Here is a 19,315-nt window from a genome sequence, read left to right on the forward strand (position 1 = left end):
CCGACCACCAGCAAAGCCATGATGATCAGCAGCCAACGCGCCTGATACACGCTCTCTTCCATCTGAACCTCCTTTTGAAGCCGCCGTGAACGCCGCGATTGCGGCCCAAGTTCCGCGTTCGCGGCCTTTTCCTCGTCGCACCGGACCTTGGTCGATGTCGCTCATGGTCAAAGGTCCAAGCCTGGATCGGACTGAAGCCCCAAGGCGGGAACATGCGCCGTCGGAAGCCAGTTTTCTCCACAGCTTCGGGAACGCGGTCGCGGTCAGAAGCATGTGGAAACTCAAGGAGATAAAAGACATGAACATGATCATGCGCGCGGCCTTTGCCGCGGCCCTTCTGGCGGGCACAACCCTGTCCGCATTCGCGCAAACCAGCAGCACCGTCGGAACCGGAGGAACCAGCGCCGGCGGCGGAACGTCCAGCAGCACGATTGGTACCGGCGGCAGTTCTGCCGGAGGAACGAATTGTGCGCCGGGCACCACCAACTGCAACTCCGGTTCCGCCTCGACCCTGGGTACCGGCGGGTCTTCCGCAGGCGGCGGCCAGTCGAGCAGCTCGGTTGGCACCGGCGGTTCGGCGGCAGGCTCGGGCAGCGGCTCCGGCTCGGCGTCGACGCTCGGCACCGGTGGCACGTCCGCAGGCGATGGCCAGTCCAGCAGCTCGGTCGGCACCGGTGGATCTGCGGCTGGCTCGGGTAGCGGCTCGGGTTCCGCCTCGACGCTCGGCACCGGCGGTACGTCGGCCAAGGACGGCATGTCGACCAGCTCCGTCGGAACTGGCGGCAGTTCGGCGGGCGCGGCCGGCTCGGAACACGGACAGGGCAAGAAGGCATGTCCTCCGGGCCAAGCCAAAAAAGACGGCGCTTCCTGCTAGTTCCATCCATCGGACGAGGGCGGATCGTTCCGCCTTCGCCCTATCAATAGGAGAGCCGAAATGACCTCGGCATCAATCGTATATAAGGGAACCTTCGCGCTGCCGCTGATCCTGACGACCTTTATCGCGATCTCGGCCTTTGCCACCGAAACCATCAAGCTTGACGACGGCACCACCTGCACCGTCATCGAAAGCACGGGCTCGACCGGCAATGGGACATCCACATCGGTCACCGCAGGCGGCGGCAGCGTTTCGTCCTCGACGACAATCGACGGCAAGACAACAACGATGAACTCGGGCGGCGGCTCGGCTTCGTCCAGCGCCGGTTCGTCCGTCACAACCGGAACGGCCGGCAATCAGGCTTTCTCGACGGCAAGCGTCACCCGCCCCGATGGAACCGTTATCACCCGTCGGTCAGACGGCACCTGTGACGTCACCAAACCGCAGAAATGAAGGAGATGGACATGTCGAAGAAACTATCACTGGCGTGCCTGGCGCTGATCGTCTCGGTTGCTACCACACCGGTGCTTGCACAGGACTGCAACGCTGCCGGCACGGTCGGCTCCGGCGGCAGCGCCGCCGCAGGCGGCACATCGGCAAGTACCCTCGGCACTGCCGGAGCCTGTCGGACCGACAGCGGCACGACATCCTCGATCGGCTCCGGAGGCAGTGCGGCGACGGCCGATGGCAAAGCCCGAAGCCAGACCAAGATCAACGAGAACCCGAACCAGCTGAAGGCGCAGTCGCGGGCGCAGGCCATGGACCAAGGCACCTTCAGCAAATCACAGACGAAGACTCGGGTTAAGGGTGACGAGCTGCAAAGCAAGACGCGCAGCATGTCCCACGTACCGGGGCAGAAGCCGGTCAAAAGCAACACCGAGAGCAATGTCGTTTTGCCGCAGCAGTGATTTGGTCATCGATGGATCGGCTCCCGCGAAAGAGCGGGAGCCGGCGCCGGCGGCGCAAGCGGATGATCCCCGCGTGTTCAGTCCGCTGCTCGCTGATTGGAACCGAACGGCGGCTTGAAGCTTTGAACCGCGCAGACTTCGGAGGATGAAGATGGACGAAGATACTTTTGCGCAGCTCAGCTCGATGAGCCAGAACCTGCAGAAACGCGCCCTCGCGCTGTCCCACCAGGGAAAGGATGCCGATCTTGCGATGCTGATGTCGGCGCAGGCCGTGACAATGGAAGCGGTCAAATCCCTGGGGGAAGCCTTGAACAGGATCAATGGCCCGCTGGGGCTTGGCGCAGCGGGAGACTAGCTTCGCGCTTTCTCTCGTTCGTGCGCGCCGCCTTTTTCAACCGCGTCGCCAATCCGGAACGGAACTTTCAGCCCAGCGGCCGGTTCGGGCACGCAGGAGGAGAACGAGATGCACCGCAAACCCGCCCATCAACACGAACTGGTGTTCTACATTGGGCTCAACGCGGCCCTCGCCTGTTTGATCGCAGCCAGCATCTTGCTCGCGGCAACGATCTGAGCTTCGGTTTGCTCCAAGAAGCCGTCGATCGATGTCGAGCCGGACGGCGCTGTAGGAGCATTGTCCTCTTCGTTTTACGGCAGCTGGCGAAGGAACTATTTGCCGATCCCCCTGTTGGAGCCTTCATGAACGACACGTCCAGAAAAGCCGGCAACAACATGATGAAGTTCGTCGCCACGATCCTGACAGCGGCGCTTGTCATAGGTGCTATCTATTTCTTCTTGCTGACACCCGGACAGCCGACAGGTCCGCAAACACAGCCCTCTCCCCACGCCATTGATCAGACGAACTAACGAACCATGAAGCAACGCGAAACCCCGACGGGTTTGTCGCCCTCGGCAGATCCCGAGCCTCAAAAGAAGCGCAAGGTCGTTGTCGGTCGCGGCTTGGCCATTTTCGTCGCCGGCGTGGCTGTCGCAGCCTTCTGCCTTTACGTCCTCATCGCGCTCTACGGGATCTATGCCAGCACCTAAGCACCGCCAGATTGGGGTTTGCGCCTGATCGTTCATCAGGAGCCGACCGTTCAAATTGCTCCGTTCCGGCTTTGAGATCGGTAACCACCCAACCAGCTAAGCCATCGCATATTCTTGTCATATGATAATTGTGATCAAAATTCGCATCAGAACGAGACGCCGAGGAAACCCCAAAAATGCCCGACCGAATTCCGGGAAATGCGCGTGTGCCAGCCACGGTCCATTGCTGGTCAGAAGATGTCCCAAGCCAGACCTTCGTCTCGTTGGAAAAGGCCCTGGCCTACTGCAAAAAGAATATCGGCGAGCTCCCGGCCATCGAGGTCTTCGTGCATTGCGGACAGGTCCCCGAGCCGATCATCAGCGGTGACGAACTGGCGGCACTGATAAAGGCAAAACGGCGCAACCTGATCTGACGAAGCCTGTTCAGCTGCGGCCAATATCTGCAACGCAGGCGAGGACGCGCCTTGGCCGCATATGAGCTTGCGACATTAAAGGTGACTGCGTTTATCTTGTTATAGCGAGCAAGAACGGCTATTCGCCGTGGCAGACTTGAACCAGGACCTGCCATGCTCATGCTAAAATCCACCTTGACCGCGCTGCTGATCGCTGCAGCATCCAGCTTGACCGTTTCCCCGGCGTTCGCGTCGACGAAATACCCCCTGACCCTCGAAAATTGTGGGGCGCAGGTCAGTTTCCCGAAGGCTCCCGAGCGGGCGATCGGGCTTGGTCAGAACAGCGCGGAGATCCTGCTGCTGCTCGGCCTTCAGGACAAGATGGCCGGTACTGCCTTCTGGCCGAGCAAGGTGCTGCCGCAGCTTGCCGAGGCCAATACGAAGGTCAAGCTTCTGAGCGTCGAATTCCCGACCTTCGAATCGATCCTGGCGGAGAACCCGGATTTCGTAGCGGCCGCTTTGCCAAGCCTGCTCGGCCCAAGCAGCAAGGTCGCCAAACGTGAGGACTTCGACAAGGTCGGCGTCCCGACCTATCTCTCGCCCAGCACCTGCCTCAGCACCAAGGAGGTCAAGGACCAGTACGGCAGCCGCGCGCAACTCTGGAACATGGATCTGCTCTACAAGGAGATCGACGAGCTTTCGCAGATTTTCGATGTCTCCGATCGCGGCCAAGCGCTGATCGCCGACTTCAAGAAGCGTGAAGCGGCATTGCGTGCGAGCGTGGCAAAGGATGGCAAGCAGCTTTCCTATGTCTTCTGGTTCTCAAGCCAGTCGCCCTCATCCGACGCCTATCTGGGAGGCAAGAACGGCGCATCGGGCTTCATCGCCGACCTTCTCGGGGGCAAGAACGCCGTCACCGCCGAAGCCGAATGGCCGACACTCGGCTGGGAAAGCATCATCGCCGCCAATCCGGACGTGATCGTCGTCGCCAACCTGGACCGCAACCGCTGGGAACTCGACAAGCCGGAAGCCAAGATCAAGTTCCTGACCACCGACCCGGCCGTCAGCCAGATCACCGCCGTGAAGAACAAGGCAATGGTGGTGATGGACGGCCAGGCCATGAACCCGACCGTGCGGACGATCTATGGCGCCGAACAGGTGGCCGAACAGCTGAAGGCCCTCGGTCGTCTGAAGTGATCGTGAGGCGCAACCCAGTTCGACAGTTTTCCGCCTTCGCGGCTGTGCTGGTGGCGTCGCTTGCAGCTATCGGGCTTGCCGTCGGCATAAGCGTCGGGATCGGCGATCTGCCGATCCCGCTCGCAACGACCTTTTCAGCCGTCACCAATCGGCTGGGATGGACCGCGGTGGGGCTCAACCGTATCCACGAAACCGTCATCTGGGATTACCGCCTCAGCCGGGCATTGGTCGCGGCGTTCTGCGGCGCGGGCCTTGCGCTGTCGGGAGCGATCATGCAATCGCTGCTGCGCAACCCGCTGGCCGAACCCTATGTGCTCGGTATCTCCGCCGGCTCGTCCACCGGCGCGGTCGCGGTCATCATCCTCGGTGTCGGCGCAGGCACGGTTTCACTCTCGGCCGGGGCCTTTGCGGGTGCCTTCGCCGCCTTCTTCTTCGTCGCACTGCTTTCGAATGGAACCCGCGGCGGCGCGGACCGCACCATTCTTGCCGGCGTGGCCGCGTCGCAGCTCTTCAATGCCTCGACCTCCTACATCGTCACGACATCGGGTAACGCCCAGCAGGCGCGCGACGTGATGTTCTGGTTGCTCGGCAGTTTCGGCGGTGTACGCTGGCCGGAATTGACGCTGGTCTCGATCGTCGTCGGCATCGCGCTTGTGGCCTGCCTGCTCTATGCCCGGGTGCTGGATGCGTTCGCCTTCGGCGACGAGGCGGCGGCGTCGCTCGGCGTCAATGTCGGGCGGGCACGCATCGTTCTTTTCGCGCTGACGGCGGTGATGACCGCGACGATCGTCAGCATGGTCGGCTCGATCGGCTTCGTCGGCCTTGTCGTACCGCATGTGGCGCGCTTCCTAGTCGGGCCGCTGCATGTCCGATTGCTGCCGGCCTGCGCGGTTGTCGGTGCCGTTTTCATGGTGGTGGCGGACATTGCGTCACGCACTCTCATCCCGCAGCAGGTCCTGCCGATCGGCGTCGTCACCGCGCTGGTCGGCGTGCCCTTCTTCTCGATCATCCTCTACCGGTTTCAACGCGCGTCATGAGCATCAAGACCGAGAACCTCACCTGGAAAATTGGCAGGAAGACCATCCTCGACGGCGTTTCCTTCGAGGCACAGCCGGGTAAGACGCTCGGCTTGCTCGGACCCAACGGCTCGGGAAAGACCTCGCTCCTGCGTCTGCTCGCCGGGTTGAAACCGCCGCATTCAGGCTCAATCCTGCTCGAAGGCAAGGATCTCAAGACGATCGGGCGGCGTTCGATCGCAAAGCGGGTCGCCTTCGTCGAACAGCATGCCACCACCAATGCCAATCTGAAGGTCGTCGACGTGGTCAAGCTCGGGCGGTTTCCGCACCGGTCGATATTTTCGGGCTGGACGCTCACCGATGACGAAGCGGTTGAGACCGCGCTTGCGCGTGCCGGGATGGCGCACAAGCGCAACGATCGCTGGCAATCGCTTTCGGGCGGCGAGAAGCAGCGGACCCATATTGCCAGGGCGCTGGCGCAATCGCCGAAGGAACTCATCCTCGACGAGCCGACCAACCATTTGGATATCCAGCATCAGATCGGCCTGATGCGGCTGGTTTCCGGCCTGCCGATGACGAGCATCATCGCGCTTCACGACCTCAATCATGCAGCGATGTTCTGCGACCAACTGATCATCATGCAAAATGGCAGGATCGTCGCGTGCGGGGCGCCGGAAGAGGTGATGACCGAAGCTCTGCTCAGGGACGTATTTTCCGTCGAGGCGCGGGTCGAGGCGTCACCGCATCATTCGCGGCCGCATATTCATTACCTCGTCTGATCATTTCCCTTGCGACGAAAGCGTAACGATCGCGAAGGCGCATGCGCCGCCCCCTCTGTCACGCTCCGGATGCTTGGCAGATTTTCAAGAATTCCAGAGACGGATTTGCCAGGTCGGTGCGTTTAAGCGGTATGGAAGCCAAGGATTGCCTCGACAGGGTTGTCATGAACGTTGTTCATCCTTCGATCGGATAGTGGGATAGATTCTCGCGTGCTGATCGACCGTAAAGAATCGGACTGATGATGGACGACCCTGATGCAGACCTGGTCGAAGGTATAGCTTCGGGCGACCCCCAGGCGATGCGCAAGATGGTGGCGGCAAAACTGCCAAGAATATTGCTGGTCGCGACGCGCATGCTGGGCGACAAGGGCGAGGCGGAAGATGTCGCTCAGGAAACTTTTCTACGCATATGGAAACATGCAGGTGGCTGGCGACAGGGAAGAGCGAAGTTTGACACCTGGGCTCATCGGGTCGTGCTCAACTTATGCTACGACCGACTTCGCCGCCGAAGGGATATCCTCGTCGCGGAGGCTCCGGAGATGGTTGACCATGGCCCGTTGCCCGACGCCGGATTGTTGTCCGACGACCGGGATGGCGAAACGGTGCAGCGCGCACTGCAAAGCCTGGCGCCACGCCAGCGGGAAGCGATCATTCTGGTGTATTATCAGGACATGTCCAATCGCGATGCGGCGGACGTGATGCAAATCAAGGTCGATGCGCTCGAGAGCTTGCTGGCAAGGGGACGCCGAACGTTACGGGTGATCTTGAACGGAGAAATGACATGACCGAGAAAAAAGCACCTTCGATCGATCGCGAGGCCTTTCGGGCCCTGATCGATGCCTATGGATCGAGCCCCCATCGTTGGCCCGACACTGTCAGGGATGGCGCGGTCTCTTTCATGGAAACCGAGGAAGGCCGCGTGCTGATGACGGATGCCGATCAGCTCGACGCGGTCTTATCCCGTCTGCAGTCGCCCTCGCCTTCAACCCGCCTGACGGCCGGCATTCTCGCCGATGGCGAAACATGGCTCGCCAGGAGGACGAGATTGCGTCGCTGGGCGATCAGCGCCGGATTGATCGGGGTCGGGCTTGCCGGCGGCCTGACGGGCGCCGTCGCGGTCGTCGTCGTCACGCCCCCGCCTGCTCTTTCCCTGAACGGCACCATGACCGCGTTCGGCGAATTGCAGTCCGACAGTGAGTGGACGCAGGAGGCACCATGACCGACATCCAATTCAGAAGGCTGGTGATTTCACTGCTTGCGCTCAACACGTTCCTCATCTGTGCGCTTGCAGGTGCCGGGCTGGTCTATCTGAGGACAGACCCGCCGCCCGCCGTTACCCGAATGCCGCTCGCTGGCGAGCAACTCTCCAAGGATGATCGGGAGGCCTTTCAACGCGCCATGAACGATGCTCGCCGCACGGTACGCCAGACTTCACTGGAAGCGCGCCAGGCCCGTATAGAGGCTGCCGCGCTGATGGGCGAACCGGAACTCGACGCAAAGGCTCTGGCAAGTGCGCTGGACCGCGCGCGCCGGGCGGAGATTGCCGTGCGCGCCGCCACCGAAGACCGGGCCGTGGAATTTGCGCAGGGACTGCCTCTCGAAGCCCGCCGGCGGCTGGCCGAGGGGCTGCTGGCCCGCGAGGCTCCCCGTCCAGCCACGAAATGACCGCATTTGGAAAGCGACGGATTTGCCGCCTGCCGCCGTTAAAGAGCCTATGACGAAACGGAGTTCGTATCGGTTATGGCCAATTCCAAAGACATTGACGCCGCCCTGACACTTTGGCGCTTTGGCCTCGGCGCGCGCGAAGGCGATCTGCAGGCGATCAAGGACGACCCCCGCGATCTTCTGCGGCAGGAGGTGGTTGAATGTTATACGCCGACGCCCGTCGGGCCGGCACTGCGTTCCAGCGCCGATCTGCTGATGTCCCTGATCGAGTACAACAAGGAAATTCAGGCCGAGCGCGACCGTCCTGCCGCGGCGCCAATGCCCGGTCCGCAGCCGGTCGCAACAGCCGCCGGCAACGCCATGGAGGCAACCCGCCCCACCGGCGGCATGATGGATCCGGGGGCGATGGCAGCTCCATCCTCGCAACCGGATAAGAAAGCAACACCGGCTTCGAAACGCCCGTATCTTCCCCAGCAGATCCTCATTGCCGAGGCTGATGCCCGGTTCAACGGCACGATACACCAGCCGTTGATCGGTTTCGGCGAACGGCTCGCGATGTTTTGGGCAAACCATTTCGCAATTGCCACCGGCAAGGGCGGCGACGTGCATATCATGGCCGGAGCCTTCGAACGCGAAGCGATACGCCCGCATGTCTTCGGCCGCTTCGAAGACATGCTGCTTGCGGTCGAGAGCCATCCGGCCATGCTGTATTTCCTCGATAACCATCAATCGATCGGCCCGAATTCGCAGGCCAACAAGAACGGAAAACGTGGGCTCAACGAAAACCTCGCCCGCGAGATCATGGAGTTGCACACGCTGGGGGTAAATGGCGGTTACGATCAGGCGGACGTGACATCGCTTGCGCGTATCATCACCGGCTGGACGATCTACCGCGATGAAAAACGTCCCGGCCCGATGGGCAGTTTCGTCTTCAATAGCTCTGCGCACGAGCCCGGCGACCATCCGGTGATGGGGATGACCTATGCCGAGGACGGCGTGGAACAGGGGCGTTCCGCACTTCGCGACCTGGCCCGCCACCCAGCCACGGCCAAACACATCGCCTTCAAGCTCGTTCGGCATTTCGTCGCGGACGAGCCACCGGCCGGTATCGTCCGCAAAGTCGCTGCGGCTTACACGAAGACACACGGCGACCTTTCTGCGGTCTACAAGGCGCTGATCGACAGCGAGGAAGCCTGGAACCCTGAATTGTCCAAGATGCGACCGCCGCTCGACTACGTGGTGGCGATGATCCGGGCAACAGGTCTCAGGCCAAAACCAGAGCAGATCATGTCCACCCTCAACGCACTCGGCCAGCCCTTCTGGAACCCTTCCGGCCCGAACGGTTTCTCGGATGTCACGGATGGCTGGGCTTCGTCTGAAGGTCTTGCCACCCGGATCGACGCCGCCAGCATTTTCGCCCATCAGGCGAGCGGGACAACGGATCCCAGAGAGTTCGTCAAGGACCGGTTGGGACCGCTTCTTTCTGCCGAAACGCTGCAGGCGGTGGCCCGGGCCGAAACCAAGGCGCAGGGCCTGTCGATCGCATTCCTTTCCCCCGAATTTCAGAGGCGTTGATCATGTTGTGCGAACATATTTCCCCGACCCGTCGTGCCGTTCTGGGCGCTTCCGGCGCGCTCTTCGCCTGGGCCTTCATGCCCCGCTTCGCACATGCCGCCGGAGGGCGAGACCCGCGTTTCGTGACGATCATCCTGCGTGGTGCGCTGGATGGCCTGACGGCGGTCCCGCCGATCGGCGATCCCGACTATGAAGCGTTGAGGCAACAGAGCGCCATGCGGATTGATGGCGCCAATCCGGCACTGCCGCTTGACGGCTTCTTCGCCCTGCATCCCTCAATGCGCAATTTTCAGCGTCTTTTCCGTGCGGGGCAGGCGGCCGTCGTGCATGCCAGTGCAACCGCCTACAGGGACCGCTCGCATTTCGACGGGCAGGACGTCCTCGAGTCCGGCTTTCCGTCGCCGGGCCATGTTGAAACCGGCTGGCTCAATAGATTGCTCGAAGGATTGCCGGCGGGTGAAAGGGTGGCGCCAGGCGCCACCGAACGCGTGCGGGGGCTATCGGTCGGAACGACTGCGGCACTTCTCATCCGCGGCAAGGCGCCGGTGCTCGGTTGGGCGCCTTCCATCCTGAAACCGGCCGACGGCGATCTCGCTCCCCGTCTGGCCGATCTCTACGGACAGAAGGATCCGGTTCTCGCCCGCCTTCTCCAGGAAGGGATCGACACCGGGAAAATCGCTTCCGGCATCGACATCAAGGCGCGCGGAGGTCCGGGAGACCCGAACGGCATGGAACAGATGGCAAGAGGCGCTGCCCGGCTGATTGCTCATCCTGAAGGCCCCCGCGTCGCGGCTCTGGCTTTCGAAGGATGGGATACCCACGCTCAGGAAACCGATCGGCTGGCAAAATTGCTGACCGGCCTCGACAACTCGCTTGCCGCGTTCGAGCAGGAACTCGGCCCGGTCTGGAAGGATACCGCGATCCTGGTCGCGACGGAGTTCGGCCGCACGGCCCGCATCAACGGAACCGAGGGCACCGACCACGGCACGGGCACGACGGCCTTTCTGGCCGGCGGCGCGATCCGCGGCGGCCGGGTCATCACCGACTGGCCCGGATTGAAGGAAGCGCAGTTGCGCGACGGCCGCGACCTTGCGCCAACCACCGACATCCGGGCGATCATCAAGGGTGTCGCAAGCGATCTCCTCGGCGCGAACGCCAACCATCTCCGCGACGTGGTTTTCCCCGGCTCGGAAAGCGTTCAGGCGGCAAAGGGTCTGATCGTGTGAAGGCATTGGAACCGGGGCCCCAAGACAGCTATGCCGACATCTGATGATGTTCGAAGCTTTGCAGCTTCTCTGTTCCAAGGGCGTCTGGAACAAACCAAGCCGGTGATTGTTGTTGGCCATCCGCAATCGGAGGTCACGACATGAAACTTCTGGTCATCACGGCCGCAGCCGTTCTTTCGCTGTCGGCTAACCTCACGTCAGCGCAGGAGACGCCCAACGCGTCTCCGGGCACACCACCGCCGGCCGAGGCGGATCGCTCCCCGAAGGCGCCGTCGCCTGTCACTCGAGAACTTGACGCAGACAGGGACGGAAACGAATGGCGGATGGCACCCATGGCAGACCGTTCGCCGCCGCGGGAGCGGGGAGCGCGGTTCCGCATCGAGAACGGCCGGACCACGATCGACCTGCGTTGTGCCGACGGCGAACCGACGAAGGATTGCGCGGATCTTCTCCTGCAGGTGCTGGACCGGCTGCAACGAGGAAACTCCTCATACGATTCCGACTCTCGCGACTACGGCCGGGACCGCTCACGTGATCGCTGAAGCGGGCTAAGATAGCGGATCTTCTCCAAGGCGTTTGAGCTTAAGGCGGCGCGGAAGCGACCACAGAGAAGCTGAAGCACAGATGAATACGGACTTCAGCAACGGTTCAACGACCCTGCCGCAATCTGTCACCGTGTGCACTCTGGAGGAAACCGATGCGCAGGATTATCTTGGCGGCCAGTCTGGCCGCAGCTTGTCTGTTCGGCGGCGCGGCAAACGCCATGCCGATTGGCGACATTGTCGTCCCCGCGAAGCCAATCGCCGAAAAAGTCGATTGGGCTTGCGGCCGTGGTTACCACATGAACCCGTGGGGCGATTGCCGCCCCAACCACTGGCGCCCGCCACCGCCACCGCGCTATTATGGCCATCGGTGGGACCGTCGTGATCGATGGGACGACCGGGGACCGCCGCGCTGGGAAGGCCGAGGTTACTGGCGCGATCGCCGGGACTGGCGTTGAAATGAAAAAGGCCCTTCTGTTCTGCAGAGGGGCTTTTTTCTTGGTCACGCCGGCTGCGATGACCGGTATTACGTCTCCGAGACCGTAGGGCGCGCGCAACGTTCCTCCTCCCCCGCGACAAGTCGAGTTGGCTGCTTTCATTGGATTGAATTTTAGCCATTCCTAACGAACATTTTCGGGTTCGGAATGTTGGGTAGCCAGGAGGAAACGGCTATGAAAAAGGACAGCAATCGACAGGTCAGGATCCCTGGGCCGCGCGATCACGACGTCGCAGAACACTGCCGCAAGAATGGGATGAGGCCGGAAGACGAGAGGAAGATGCTGAGGCTGCTGGGAAAGCACGCCCCTGCCCATGAGATCCACTCGAACTCTCCGCCGCGACCACCGCGGTTCCGTTAACGAGCGGCAATGGCGCTTCAGATGGCTACAGCCCCATTCCCGCCGGCCGCGTCCGATGCACCCCCTTTGGAACGAAAGCGAATTGCTCGGCAATGCCCAACAGGTCCGCAGCAAGGTGCAGCGCCGAAAGCCACATCTCGGTACCCTGCAAGCTTCCTGCCTGACCGTCGGCGAAGGCAAAACCTCGTTTCGGCTGCCACCGGTCCGGCGAATGCAGGATAATGTCCTCGGCCACGGTTTCCGCGTGGCTGCGCATGAAATCCGTTTGTTTGAGGCACAGCCAAAGCGGATGGACCGTGTCGAGCAGATTGCAGGCCGTATAGGTTGGGCCGGAAAAACCACCATTGTTTCGGTAATGCAAAATAACGGAGTTGATCGCGGCTTCGGGAAAAGGAACAGGAATGCCGAACTGGGCATGGGCTCCACGGGTGAGGCGATAAAAGCCGTTGACCGGTTGCAGCAGCCCTTGTTCCGCGGTCGGTTTTCCCCATAACCCGGTCGAACGATCCGCACGGGTCGTCAGCCAGCCAAAGAGGATTTCCTTACCCCTGCCGCTCCTGAAATACCGCGCGTTGAAATAGAGCGCAGTGGCGATAGCGTCCACCCGGTCGCCGCACCACCATGCGCGGGTGCTCCAGGGCAAGGCTTCCAGCCAGTCGCATAGCGCAACGGCATCCATTTCGACGCCGGAGATCGGGTGAGACGGATGGGCGCCGAGTATCTCCAGCGCATAACCGACCGCCAGCACGTTATAGAGAGAAGGAGAATCATCGCGGATGTTCTTCGCAGGACCAGGGGACCGAAACGGATCGGGGAAAAAGCCGGTCGCTGGGTCCTGTAACGCCTGCAGACGAGCGATGATCGCCTTCGCCTCATTCCCCGAAGGCTGTTCTCCAAAACCGGCGGCGATCTCGATCGCATCGCATTCATGCCTGACGCTCATGCGCGCGATGCCGTCGGCGTCCATCGACAGATAGCCGTCCGGTGTCAGATGCTGTTCCCGCACATCCCGCCACTCAGCTTCCGCCACCTTGCTGATCCGCAGCAGCGCCTGCTTCACCTCCGCACGACGCGATTTTCCAGCGGCTGTCGTTTCCCCACGACGGCGCACGACTTTGGCCGGCACCCCCGCCGCGATCGCCAGATCTGGAATGTCCTTGGTTACAACGGCCCCGGCGGCGATAACGGCACCCCTCCCGATCGTCACGCCGTCAAGGATGACCGCATTGGCACCGATCCACACATCATCGCCGATCGTAATCCCGAGTGTCTCGTGAGGCTGATCGTTGATCGGTACGTTCGGATTGTCGAAGCCGTGATTGAAGCCGACGATCGACACCAGCGACGCAATACGCACGCCGTTTCCGCACCGGACCTTTCCGGAGATGCATGCGTATGGGTTGACCGAACAATTGGAGCCGATTTCCACGTCTCCACGCACGAGCGCGTGCCCCGCAATCCAGGAACGATCGCCGAGGATCAGCGATGATGTGAAAATGCGGGCGTCGCTTGCGATGTAAGCGCTGTCTGCGATCTGCGCCCCGGCGGACCGCGCCAGTTTTTCCTTCAGCCTCTTTTGAGGATCGCCTTGGATATCCGCAGGCCTGCGCTCCCAGGGGAGGAATTGCAGCCTGGCTTCCCGATCCATCTCGGATTCGGAAACGTCTTGATGTGTCCGCATCTCGTCACTCGTTTGCACGCCGGTTTCCATGCTCGAAAAAATGCCGACAGGTCGGAATTCGGTGGATCGATGTCATCATACCAATTTTTGACATTCGCCATATTGACGAAATATAGCAGACGAATTTAAGCGTCCAGCTTTTGTTTTCGACCTCCCTCGGCGCTGATCGATGTCTCTAAAGACAAATGGAATTCACTCCCGCATTGATATGAGCCTGAATTTGTCATACACGTGTGATGAATACGGCGCAGACGCGTCGCGTCGTTGCAGCGGGGATTGAGCGTGACAACCCAGATCAAGGATCGGAACAAGGGACCGGGGTCGCTGGTGTCACGGGTCGGGGAAAGTCTTCGGACCGCAATTGCCAGCGGTCAATATTCGCCCGGCGACAAACTCCCAAGCGAAGTCGAACTGACGGAAACCCACGGCGTAAGCCGTACGGTGGTCCGGGAAGCGGTCGCGGCTCTCAGATCGGACGGGCTTGTCGAAGTGAGGCAGGGCGCCGGAATTTACGTGCTCAGCCAGGAGGCCCCCGCCCCTTCCGGCCGAAAAATCGACCGGGCGCGCGTATCGTCCGACCTGGAGGTGCTCGAGGTGCGGGCTCCGCTGGAGATCGAAGCTGCCGGGCTGGCGGCGATGCGCCGGTCTCCGGCGCAGGAAGAAGCAATTTTCGATTGTCATCGGCATATTCTGCAATGCATCGAGCAGAACGAATCGATCCGTGAGGCGGATTTTGCGCTGCATTTTGCCATCGCCGACGCCACGAACAACCCGCTATTCCGGCAACATCTGGAATTTCACGGCACTGCGGCCATTCCGCAATCGCGGGCGACGCCCGGCGAACGGTCCGGTGAACAGACCGCCTACCGCCGCATGATCCATACGGAACATGAAGCGATCGTCGTGGCGATCTCGGATCGCAACGAGGAGGCGGCGCGCAATGCCATGCGAGACCACCTGAGAGGAAGCCAGATCCGCTATCGGGATGTACTGAGGGATTTCAAAGCGTTTTCAAGCTGATGCTCCAGTAGGCCAGCCGCATGGCCGACCCGGCTTTCGGGGCCCAATCCGCTGTGAACAGCACCGAAGGTTGACCGTTTGAAAATGCGGCAAGCGCCTGACTTCACTTGCAAACTCGCAACGAGGGCGGAGACATCATCGGCGACGATCGTGACCACACCCGATCTGCATTTCATCTCAGTAGATCAAGGCTCTACGGGACCGATCATAGGGGTCAACCATCGACGCTGATTCACAGCCTCGATGGCAGTAGCGAAGGCCGGGGGACGATCGGACCGCACCCCGGGGTCCCGTTAACGCCAATTTCAGCTCACTGGCGGTCCGCCATTCATTTTCTTGGTCAGCTCAGGCCGTACCAGGTACCGCGGCCCGCTCCATGAAGGGTTAGATGTCCCTGCTCGTTTAATGCGCGCAGATGATCCTTGACGGTATTTCTGCTTGCACCTGTGGCCTTGGCCGCGTCCATCACGGTCACTCTTCCACGCTCGCGGGCCAATTCGAGAATTGCGATGGACAGCTCCGGCAGATCACCAAGAAGGATGCGCTCGCGTTCGATCTTGCGCTCCAGCTGCTGTTTCTGCCGCTGCAGGCTTCGCAGGAAGAACTCGACCCACGGATTCCAATCCTGCTCATCGGTTTGGATCGTGCCCTGTGTCCGTCGCAGAGCAAGATAATACGCTTCCTTGTTTTGCTCGATGACGCTTTCGAGGGAGCTATAGGGCACATAGGAATAACCGGCCCGAAGCAGGAGCAAGGTGGTCAAGGCGCGCGAGAGCCGGCCATTGCCGTCCTGAAATGGATGGATCTCCAGAAAAACGACGACAAAAACCGCCACGATGAGCAACGGATGAAACGTACCATCCTTCTCCTGAGCCTGTTGCCAGGCCATCAGGTCGGCCATCCGGCCCGGCGTATCGAAAGGCGATGCCGTCGTAAAGACGATGCCAAGGCTATGGCCGTCTTCGTCGAACGCTTCGACATTGTTGGAGAGCGTCTTCCAACTTCCCCGATGCCGCTCATCCTTGGTCGAGTGAATGAGCAGGTCCCGATGGAGTTGGCGGATATGGTTTTCGTTCAGGGAGATCTCTTCGAAAGCGGAAAAGATAGTTTCCGTCACCTCGGCATAGCCTGCGACTTCCTGTTCGTCACGGCTGGTGAAAAAGCCGATGCGCAGATTCGAGAGTAGCCTCTCGACCTCGCGGTCGTTCAGTTTTGCTCCCTCGATACGGGTTGACGATCCGATGCTCTCGATCGTTGCAACCCGGCGCAGGCTGGACAGTCGGTCGGGCGCGATCCGTCCCAACGCTCGCCAGGCGCCTTTGAACTCGTCAATCTCGGCGATCAGCGACAGGATTTCGGGCGTGATGCGCAGTTTGAATAGATCGAGCGCCGGCATCCATTAGTCCATCCATTTCCATCCACAAAGGGTATGGCACAACGGCATCCATTAATCCATCCATTTCCATCCAATAAGCCGGCTTTGAACCAATTGCTGGAAAAGATCGGTCTTCGCGGTCATCGATGCGGTGGCCTATGACAACAGGTCCGGAATGGCGCCGACCATGCTGACGATAGCGATGGCTTTCGGTGGATCGATGAGCTTTGGTGCACGTGATGGGGCGGCTTACGTGACCGGGCCATGCTGCTGATCGGCTTTGCCGGCGGCCTACGCCGTTCGGAGATCGTCGAGCTCGACTGCGGCCGCGACCTAACCGAAGACGGCCGTGGCTGGATCAACATCCTCGACAAGGGATGCTGGTGACGCTACGAAGTCCTGATGCAGATCGGTCGGGAAGCTCTTGCCGAGAGCCGTCTCCTCGGTCTGCCGATCTCTGCCAAGGATCTCGAAACCGAGGCCAAGGATCGGGCGGAACAGAAATACGAAGAACCGGCGCATGCTTCCATGAGGCAGTAATCGCTTCATGCCGGAACTGTCGTGCATTATCCTCGGTGGGCCGAACGGCTCCCGCAAATCATCCGCCTTCGCCAAGCTCAAGCTCGAAGGCGTCTGGAATCGAAGGAGCGCCGAGCATCTGAGATCGCCCTGCGCCAGTCGGCTTTCGTCCGCCCCTCAGGGATGTGTTGGTGCCTCGCTCATCACTGACGCGCCAGAGGCCCGACCAGACGACGAGCGGCTCGCCTCTAAGGCCTGAAACCGGTCCGGGTCATCTTCCCCCTCTTATTTATTCTTTTACTTGCATCGCAGGCGGACCTGCACAAACCCGCACAAGATCGGCAAGGATCATCCGCAGTTCCGGCCACGGCGCTTCCTCTAGGGCAGAGCGTGGATCCTCCGTTTCCAGGAGTGAATGCAGCCTCACCGCGACGCCGGCGACAGATTGAGGCACCGCACTCCACAATTCCTTTGCCAAAGCCTCCTCGACATCTGCGATTTCCTCCTCTGCTTTTTTCGCCCGGGTATATCCGACCCGCCTGTCCGCCTTCTTCCATTCGCTCCGGCTTGCCGCCAACGCGGCCCTTGCTTGCCGCCGCATTTCATCCTGATCAGTGTTCGGCAAAAGACGGTCGATCTCCCGACCGGAATAGGCCCATATGAAACCACAGTCTTCGGAGAGTGGGACTTTGGCGCGGGGGAAACTACCGAATTCTCGAATTAACTCCGTTTCAAGCTTTTGCTGCCGGCGGCAGGCTTCTCCGCAGAGCCTATGGGCAACCATCCAATCTCTCCAAAGTGATACCACCGGATCGCCTTGCTCCGATCTCTCCGTCCCCACCACCGCACCTGCCGGGGCGGGCGCGGCTGCGATCGAAGCCGCAGCACGGGACAGAAAGTTTCTGCGCATGGTCTCGGGGGAGACATCCTTATTCCCGGAGGAGGCCATTGGAACCGCCTCCGATCAAAACGACGTCCGTGAGCATCGCCCCCGGGTACGGCGCAGGTGATTTTCGGCGGGTGATTGCAGACAAAGTTCTGCTATTCTCAGAATCAGCCATGATCCAAGCTCCAAACAGCTAGATTGTGGTCAGGCCAGAGGGGATGTTACCGCATTTCCTTTGGCCGACTGCATCAATGCAGGCCCCAACTATATCGTGTAATCGTGGCGGATCAACAATATTCGCCTAAAATAGGCGATTTTAATGCTGCCGGTTCAATGCAGGATGGCTCGTGCAGCCCTTGGATTAGCTATTGCTGACCTAGCAAAATTAGCCGGTGTCTCCACTAACACCGTCGTTCGCTTCGAAACCGGCGCGGAACTCAAACAATCGACAATTGACGCGCTTCGATCTGTCTTCCAGGATGCGGGCCTCGAGTTCATCGCCGAAAACGGTGGAGGTGCTGGCGTACGATTTTCAAAGCCAGCGGGAACAGAGAAATAAGCGGGCATCACCGTCTCAAAGAGGACACCAGCTCCAGTCGGGATATTGGTTCCGGCTAGATGAGGGCTGTGGCGAGACCGTTTGGCAAAGAAGCAGAGGCCATTCCGCCTGCCTCCCGAAATTATCGTGGACCGAGTGGGGCGGATGCTCCGGCATCCAACGCGGCCTTCTCACTTGCACGCCGGCCTCCTCACGCTGCAACGCCGATGGACGTCCAGGGGAGGGGAGCGCACTTTCTCTCATGTGCATCGATCCGATGCTCGCCTGCGCCTGACTTTACTCGCAACCAGGGCGGGGCCATCATCGGCACCGATCGTCAGCCACCTGATCTGCATTTCATCTCCGTAGATCAAGGCTTTACGCGACCGATCATAGGGAGCAACCTTCGCCGCTAATTCACATAATCCGCCTCGCGTCCCCAGACTTCGATCTGGGTCAGCGCCGGAAAGGGCGACGGGTCGTCGGCCTTGATCAGGCTGTGCAGTCTGATCCATTCCACGGTCTGCTCCCTTACCGGGAAACACTGAGCCGCCCCCGTCTTGACCAGCGAGAAACATGCGGTCTCGGCGTTGGAAAAGGTGACGCTTACTTTTTCCCACCAGGCGTCGTGCGGAAAGTCCGCTCGCAGGTAGAGGACGATTTCGTCGATTTTCACCGGCCGGCCGAAATCGAGCGTCAGCGTCGCCTCGGGATCGCGATTGATCCCCCAGCTCGTGTAGGGCCAGAAGCCATGATCGTCGTTCGCCTTTTCGCCGTCGATGGCGTTGCGCGCGGCGAAGACCGCCTCCCCGCGCGTCTCCACATTCGCCTTGGCGTGTGGGAACACGGAAGCATTGGCGTGGTCATCCCATGGATTGAATGCCAGGTTCCGACGTGCCGCGACTTCCTCCGGCCGCGCCTTGCGGACGCATAGTCTGTGGATCCTGCCGTCGAATGCCCGCGGAGAATAAGGAATGCGTTTGGGACCAAAGGGGACCCCGAGCGCATAGGTCGGCCCCTTCATATATACGATCGCGGGCGTCATCGCGTCGTCGAGGGCGAGCACGAGATACCCCGGCGCGGACGCTTCGACGACGACCTGATCGCCTTCGTTGTAGCTGTCGCGATAAACGAGATACGCCTCGTCCGTGCCCGTTGCCTTGGCGCGAACCTCGCCCGCCACATCCACGACTTTCAGTGTCAGTTCCATGCTCGTCCTCC

At 60.9% G+C, this 19,315-nt stretch carries 25 protein-coding genes and 1 pseudogene; 22 read left to right on the forward strand and 4 right to left on the reverse strand.

What is annotated here, in order from left to right; genetic code table 11:
• Positions 1-298 precede the first annotated feature (298 nt).
• The 18 genes from AC1DLT_RS02985 (at position 299) to AC1DLT_RS03070 (ending at position 12,075) form a co-directional block, all read left to right on the forward strand.
• Positions 299-874 carry a hypothetical protein gene (locus AC1DLT_RS02985; RefSeq protein ID WP_040125909.1) on the forward strand — a complete coding sequence of 192 codons (576 nt, stop codon included), beginning with the start codon at positions 299-301 and terminating at the stop codon, positions 872-874.
• Positions 875-934: 60 nt separating this feature from the next.
• The gene (locus tag AC1DLT_RS02990; protein WP_051900641.1) at positions 935-1,327 is read left to right on the forward strand and encodes a hypothetical protein; all 393 of its coding nucleotides are present in this window, start codon (positions 935-937) and stop codon (positions 1,325-1,327) included.
• Between the two features lie 11 nt (positions 1,328-1,338).
• A complete protein-coding gene (locus tag AC1DLT_RS02995) occupies positions 1,339-1,782 on the forward strand; it encodes a hypothetical protein (RefSeq protein WP_157885338.1) in 444 nt (147 codons plus the stop codon).
• A 151-nt stretch (positions 1,783-1,933) separates the two neighbouring features.
• Positions 1,934-2,137, forward strand: coding sequence for a hypothetical protein (locus AC1DLT_RS03000; protein WP_040125515.1), 204 nt, complete (start codon positions 1,934-1,936; stop codon positions 2,135-2,137).
• A 341-nt stretch (positions 2,138-2,478) separates the two neighbouring features.
• Complete coding sequence (locus AC1DLT_RS03005) at positions 2,479-2,646, forward strand: hypothetical protein (RefSeq protein ID WP_157885339.1); 168 nt, start codon at positions 2,479-2,481, stop codon at positions 2,644-2,646.
• Positions 2,647-2,652: 6 nt separating this feature from the next.
• Positions 2,653-2,826 carry a hypothetical protein gene (locus AC1DLT_RS03010; protein ID WP_157885340.1) on the forward strand — a complete coding sequence of 58 codons (174 nt, stop codon included), beginning with the start codon at positions 2,653-2,655 and terminating at the stop codon, positions 2,824-2,826.
• Between the two features lie 176 nt (positions 2,827-3,002).
• The gene (locus AC1DLT_RS03015; RefSeq protein WP_157885341.1) at positions 3,003-3,239 is read left to right on the forward strand and encodes a hypothetical protein; all 237 of its coding nucleotides are present in this window, start codon (positions 3,003-3,005) and stop codon (positions 3,237-3,239) included.
• 153 nt (positions 3,240-3,392) lie between these two features.
• A complete protein-coding gene (locus AC1DLT_RS03020; protein ID WP_040125516.1) occupies positions 3,393-4,415 on the forward strand; it encodes an ABC transporter substrate-binding protein in 1,023 nt (340 codons plus the stop codon).
• Between the two features lie 2 nt (positions 4,416-4,417).
• Entirely contained in the window at positions 4,418-5,452 is a 1,035-nt protein-coding gene (locus AC1DLT_RS03025; RefSeq protein WP_244447587.1) for a FecCD family ABC transporter permease, read from the forward strand.
• The gene (locus tag AC1DLT_RS03030) at positions 5,449-6,210 is read left to right on the forward strand and encodes an ABC transporter ATP-binding protein (RefSeq protein WP_040125518.1); all 762 of its coding nucleotides are present in this window, start codon (positions 5,449-5,451) and stop codon (positions 6,208-6,210) included. Before AC1DLT_RS03025 ends, AC1DLT_RS03030 begins: the two co-directional genes overlap by 4 nt.
• A 239-nt stretch (positions 6,211-6,449) precedes the next feature.
• Entirely contained in the window at positions 6,450-6,995 is a 546-nt protein-coding gene (locus AC1DLT_RS03035; protein ID WP_040125519.1) for an RNA polymerase sigma factor, read from the forward strand.
• Positions 6,992-7,429, forward strand: a complete 438-nt coding sequence (locus AC1DLT_RS03040; protein WP_040125520.1) for a hypothetical protein — start codon at positions 6,992-6,994, stop codon at positions 7,427-7,429. Before AC1DLT_RS03035 ends, AC1DLT_RS03040 begins: the two co-directional genes overlap by 4 nt.
• Complete coding sequence (locus AC1DLT_RS03045) at positions 7,426-7,875, forward strand: periplasmic heavy metal sensor (RefSeq protein WP_040125521.1); 450 nt, start codon at positions 7,426-7,428, stop codon at positions 7,873-7,875. Before AC1DLT_RS03040 ends, AC1DLT_RS03045 begins: the two co-directional genes overlap by 4 nt.
• 75 nt (positions 7,876-7,950) lie before the next feature.
• Positions 7,951-9,450 (forward strand): DUF1800 domain-containing protein, encoded by a 1,500-nt coding sequence (locus tag AC1DLT_RS03050; RefSeq protein ID WP_040125522.1) that lies wholly within the window; start codon positions 7,951-7,953, stop codon positions 9,448-9,450.
• A gap of 2 nt (positions 9,451-9,452) precedes the next feature.
• Complete coding sequence (locus AC1DLT_RS03055) at positions 9,453-10,676, forward strand: DUF1501 domain-containing protein (protein ID WP_040125523.1); 1,224 nt, start codon at positions 9,453-9,455, stop codon at positions 10,674-10,676.
• 140 nt (positions 10,677-10,816) lie between these two features.
• On the forward strand, positions 10,817-11,218 hold the full coding sequence (locus tag AC1DLT_RS03060) for a hypothetical protein (protein WP_040125524.1): 402 nt from the start codon (positions 10,817-10,819) through the stop codon (positions 11,216-11,218).
• A gap of 221 nt (positions 11,219-11,439) precedes the next feature.
• On the forward strand, positions 11,440-11,676 hold the full coding sequence (locus AC1DLT_RS03065) for a GCG_CRPN prefix-to-repeats domain-containing protein (protein WP_437179078.1): 237 nt from the start codon (positions 11,440-11,442) through the stop codon (positions 11,674-11,676).
• Positions 11,677-11,889: 213 nt separating this feature from the next.
• Positions 11,890-12,075, forward strand: a complete 186-nt coding sequence (locus AC1DLT_RS03070) for a hypothetical protein (protein ID WP_040125526.1) — start codon at positions 11,890-11,892, stop codon at positions 12,073-12,075.
• A gap of 25 nt (positions 12,076-12,100) precedes the next feature.
• On the opposite strand, the gene AC1DLT_RS03075 is transcribed toward AC1DLT_RS03070, so the two are convergent.
• Positions 12,101-13,756, reverse strand: coding sequence for an acyltransferase (locus tag AC1DLT_RS03075; protein WP_040125911.1), 1,656 nt, complete (start codon positions 13,754-13,756; stop codon positions 12,101-12,103).
• Positions 13,757-14,038: 282 nt separating this feature from the next.
• Between AC1DLT_RS03075 and AC1DLT_RS03080 the strand changes: the two genes are divergently transcribed.
• Positions 14,039-14,776 (forward strand): FadR/GntR family transcriptional regulator, encoded by a 738-nt coding sequence (locus AC1DLT_RS03080; protein ID WP_080719407.1) that lies wholly within the window; start codon positions 14,039-14,041, stop codon positions 14,774-14,776.
• Between the two features lie 340 nt (positions 14,777-15,116).
• Here the strand turns inward: AC1DLT_RS03080 and AC1DLT_RS03085 are convergent, their stop codons facing one another.
• A complete protein-coding gene (locus AC1DLT_RS03085; protein WP_040125528.1) occupies positions 15,117-16,172 on the reverse strand; it encodes a Fic family protein in 1,056 nt (351 codons plus the stop codon).
• Between the two features lie 225 nt (positions 16,173-16,397).
• Between AC1DLT_RS03085 and AC1DLT_RS03090 the strand changes: the two are divergent.
• Together AC1DLT_RS03090 and AC1DLT_RS03095 are read left to right on the forward strand one after the other, a co-directional pair.
• Positions 16,398-16,529 (forward strand): annotated as a pseudogene (locus AC1DLT_RS03090) (integrase); the annotation flags it as partial.
• A gap of 24 nt (positions 16,530-16,553) precedes the next feature.
• A complete protein-coding gene (locus AC1DLT_RS03095; RefSeq protein ID WP_173426782.1) occupies positions 16,554-16,691 on the forward strand; it encodes a hypothetical protein in 138 nt (45 codons plus the stop codon).
• 268 nt (positions 16,692-16,959) lie between these two features.
• Here AC1DLT_RS03095 and AC1DLT_RS03100 read toward each other — a convergent pair whose 3' ends face one another.
• On the reverse strand, positions 16,960-17,454 hold the full coding sequence (locus AC1DLT_RS03100) for a hypothetical protein (RefSeq protein ID WP_157885342.1): 495 nt from the start codon (positions 17,452-17,454) through the stop codon (positions 16,960-16,962).
• Positions 17,455-17,875: 421 nt separating this feature from the next.
• On the opposite strand from AC1DLT_RS03100, the gene AC1DLT_RS03105 reads away from it, so the two are divergent.
• Positions 17,876-18,115 (forward strand): helix-turn-helix domain-containing protein, encoded by a 240-nt coding sequence (locus AC1DLT_RS03105; RefSeq protein ID WP_080719386.1) that lies wholly within the window; start codon positions 17,876-17,878, stop codon positions 18,113-18,115.
• Positions 18,116-18,506: 391 nt separating this feature from the next.
• Here AC1DLT_RS03105 and AC1DLT_RS03110 read toward each other — a convergent pair whose 3' ends face one another.
• Positions 18,507-19,304, reverse strand: a complete 798-nt coding sequence (locus tag AC1DLT_RS03110) for a discoidin domain-containing protein (protein ID WP_477485830.1) — start codon at positions 19,302-19,304, stop codon at positions 18,507-18,509.
• Positions 19,305-19,315 lie beyond the last annotated feature (11 nt).

It is taken from the genome of Neorhizobium sp. 05N33 (assembly GCF_056397445.1).

What these genes read in the sequence shown, in the direction of transcription:
- AC1DLT_RS02985 (WP_040125909.1), top strand. Translation starts at nt 299, where the DNA reads ATGAACATGATCATGCGCGCGGCCTTTGCCGCGGCCCTTCTGGCGGGC.
- AC1DLT_RS03085 (WP_040125528.1), bottom strand. Translation starts at nt 16,172, where the DNA reads ATGCCGGCGCTCGATCTATTCAAACTGCGCATCACGCCCGAAATCCTG.
- AC1DLT_RS03000 (WP_040125515.1), top strand. Translation starts at nt 1,934, where the DNA reads ATGGACGAAGATACTTTTGCGCAGCTCAGCTCGATGAGCCAGAACCTG.
- AC1DLT_RS03020 (WP_040125516.1), top strand. Translation starts at nt 3,393, where the DNA reads ATGCTCATGCTAAAATCCACCTTGACCGCGCTGCTGATCGCTGCAGCA.
- AC1DLT_RS03005 (WP_157885339.1), top strand. Translation starts at nt 2,479, where the DNA reads ATGAACGACACGTCCAGAAAAGCCGGCAACAACATGATGAAGTTCGTC.
- AC1DLT_RS03075 (WP_040125911.1), bottom strand. Translation starts at nt 13,756, where the DNA reads ATGCGGACACATCAAGACGTTTCCGAATCCGAGATGGATCGGGAAGCC.
- AC1DLT_RS03035 (WP_040125519.1), top strand. Translation starts at nt 6,450, where the DNA reads ATGATGGACGACCCTGATGCAGACCTGGTCGAAGGTATAGCTTCGGGC.
- AC1DLT_RS03095 (WP_173426782.1), top strand. Translation starts at nt 16,554, where the DNA reads ATGCAGATCGGTCGGGAAGCTCTTGCCGAGAGCCGTCTCCTCGGTCTG.
- AC1DLT_RS02990 (WP_051900641.1), top strand. Translation starts at nt 935, where the DNA reads ATGACCTCGGCATCAATCGTATATAAGGGAACCTTCGCGCTGCCGCTG.
- AC1DLT_RS02995 (WP_157885338.1), top strand. Translation starts at nt 1,339, where the DNA reads ATGTCGAAGAAACTATCACTGGCGTGCCTGGCGCTGATCGTCTCGGTT.
- AC1DLT_RS03060 (WP_040125524.1), top strand. Translation starts at nt 10,817, where the DNA reads ATGAAACTTCTGGTCATCACGGCCGCAGCCGTTCTTTCGCTGTCGGCT.
- AC1DLT_RS03100 (WP_157885342.1), bottom strand. Translation starts at nt 17,454, where the DNA reads ATGGTTGCCCATAGGCTCTGCGGAGAAGCCTGCCGCCGGCAGCAAAAG.
- AC1DLT_RS03040 (WP_040125520.1), top strand. Translation starts at nt 6,992, where the DNA reads ATGACCGAGAAAAAAGCACCTTCGATCGATCGCGAGGCCTTTCGGGCC.
- AC1DLT_RS03045 (WP_040125521.1), top strand. Translation starts at nt 7,426, where the DNA reads ATGACCGACATCCAATTCAGAAGGCTGGTGATTTCACTGCTTGCGCTC.
- AC1DLT_RS03050 (WP_040125522.1), top strand. Translation starts at nt 7,951, where the DNA reads ATGGCCAATTCCAAAGACATTGACGCCGCCCTGACACTTTGGCGCTTT.
- AC1DLT_RS03030 (WP_040125518.1), top strand. Translation starts at nt 5,449, where the DNA reads ATGAGCATCAAGACCGAGAACCTCACCTGGAAAATTGGCAGGAAGACC.
- AC1DLT_RS03055 (WP_040125523.1), top strand. Translation starts at nt 9,453, where the DNA reads ATGTTGTGCGAACATATTTCCCCGACCCGTCGTGCCGTTCTGGGCGCT.
- AC1DLT_RS03010 (WP_157885340.1), top strand. Translation starts at nt 2,653, where the DNA reads ATGAAGCAACGCGAAACCCCGACGGGTTTGTCGCCCTCGGCAGATCCC.
- AC1DLT_RS03070 (WP_040125526.1), top strand. Translation starts at nt 11,890, where the DNA reads ATGAAAAAGGACAGCAATCGACAGGTCAGGATCCCTGGGCCGCGCGAT.
- AC1DLT_RS03110 (WP_477485830.1), bottom strand. Translation starts at nt 19,304, where the DNA reads ATGGAACTGACACTGAAAGTCGTGGATGTGGCGGGCGAGGTTCGCGCC.
- AC1DLT_RS03105 (WP_080719386.1), top strand. Translation starts at nt 17,876, where the DNA reads ATGCTGCCGGTTCAATGCAGGATGGCTCGTGCAGCCCTTGGATTAGCT.
- AC1DLT_RS03015 (WP_157885341.1), top strand. Translation starts at nt 3,003, where the DNA reads ATGCCCGACCGAATTCCGGGAAATGCGCGTGTGCCAGCCACGGTCCAT.
- AC1DLT_RS03065 (WP_437179078.1), top strand. Translation starts at nt 11,440, where the DNA reads ATGCCGATTGGCGACATTGTCGTCCCCGCGAAGCCAATCGCCGAAAAA.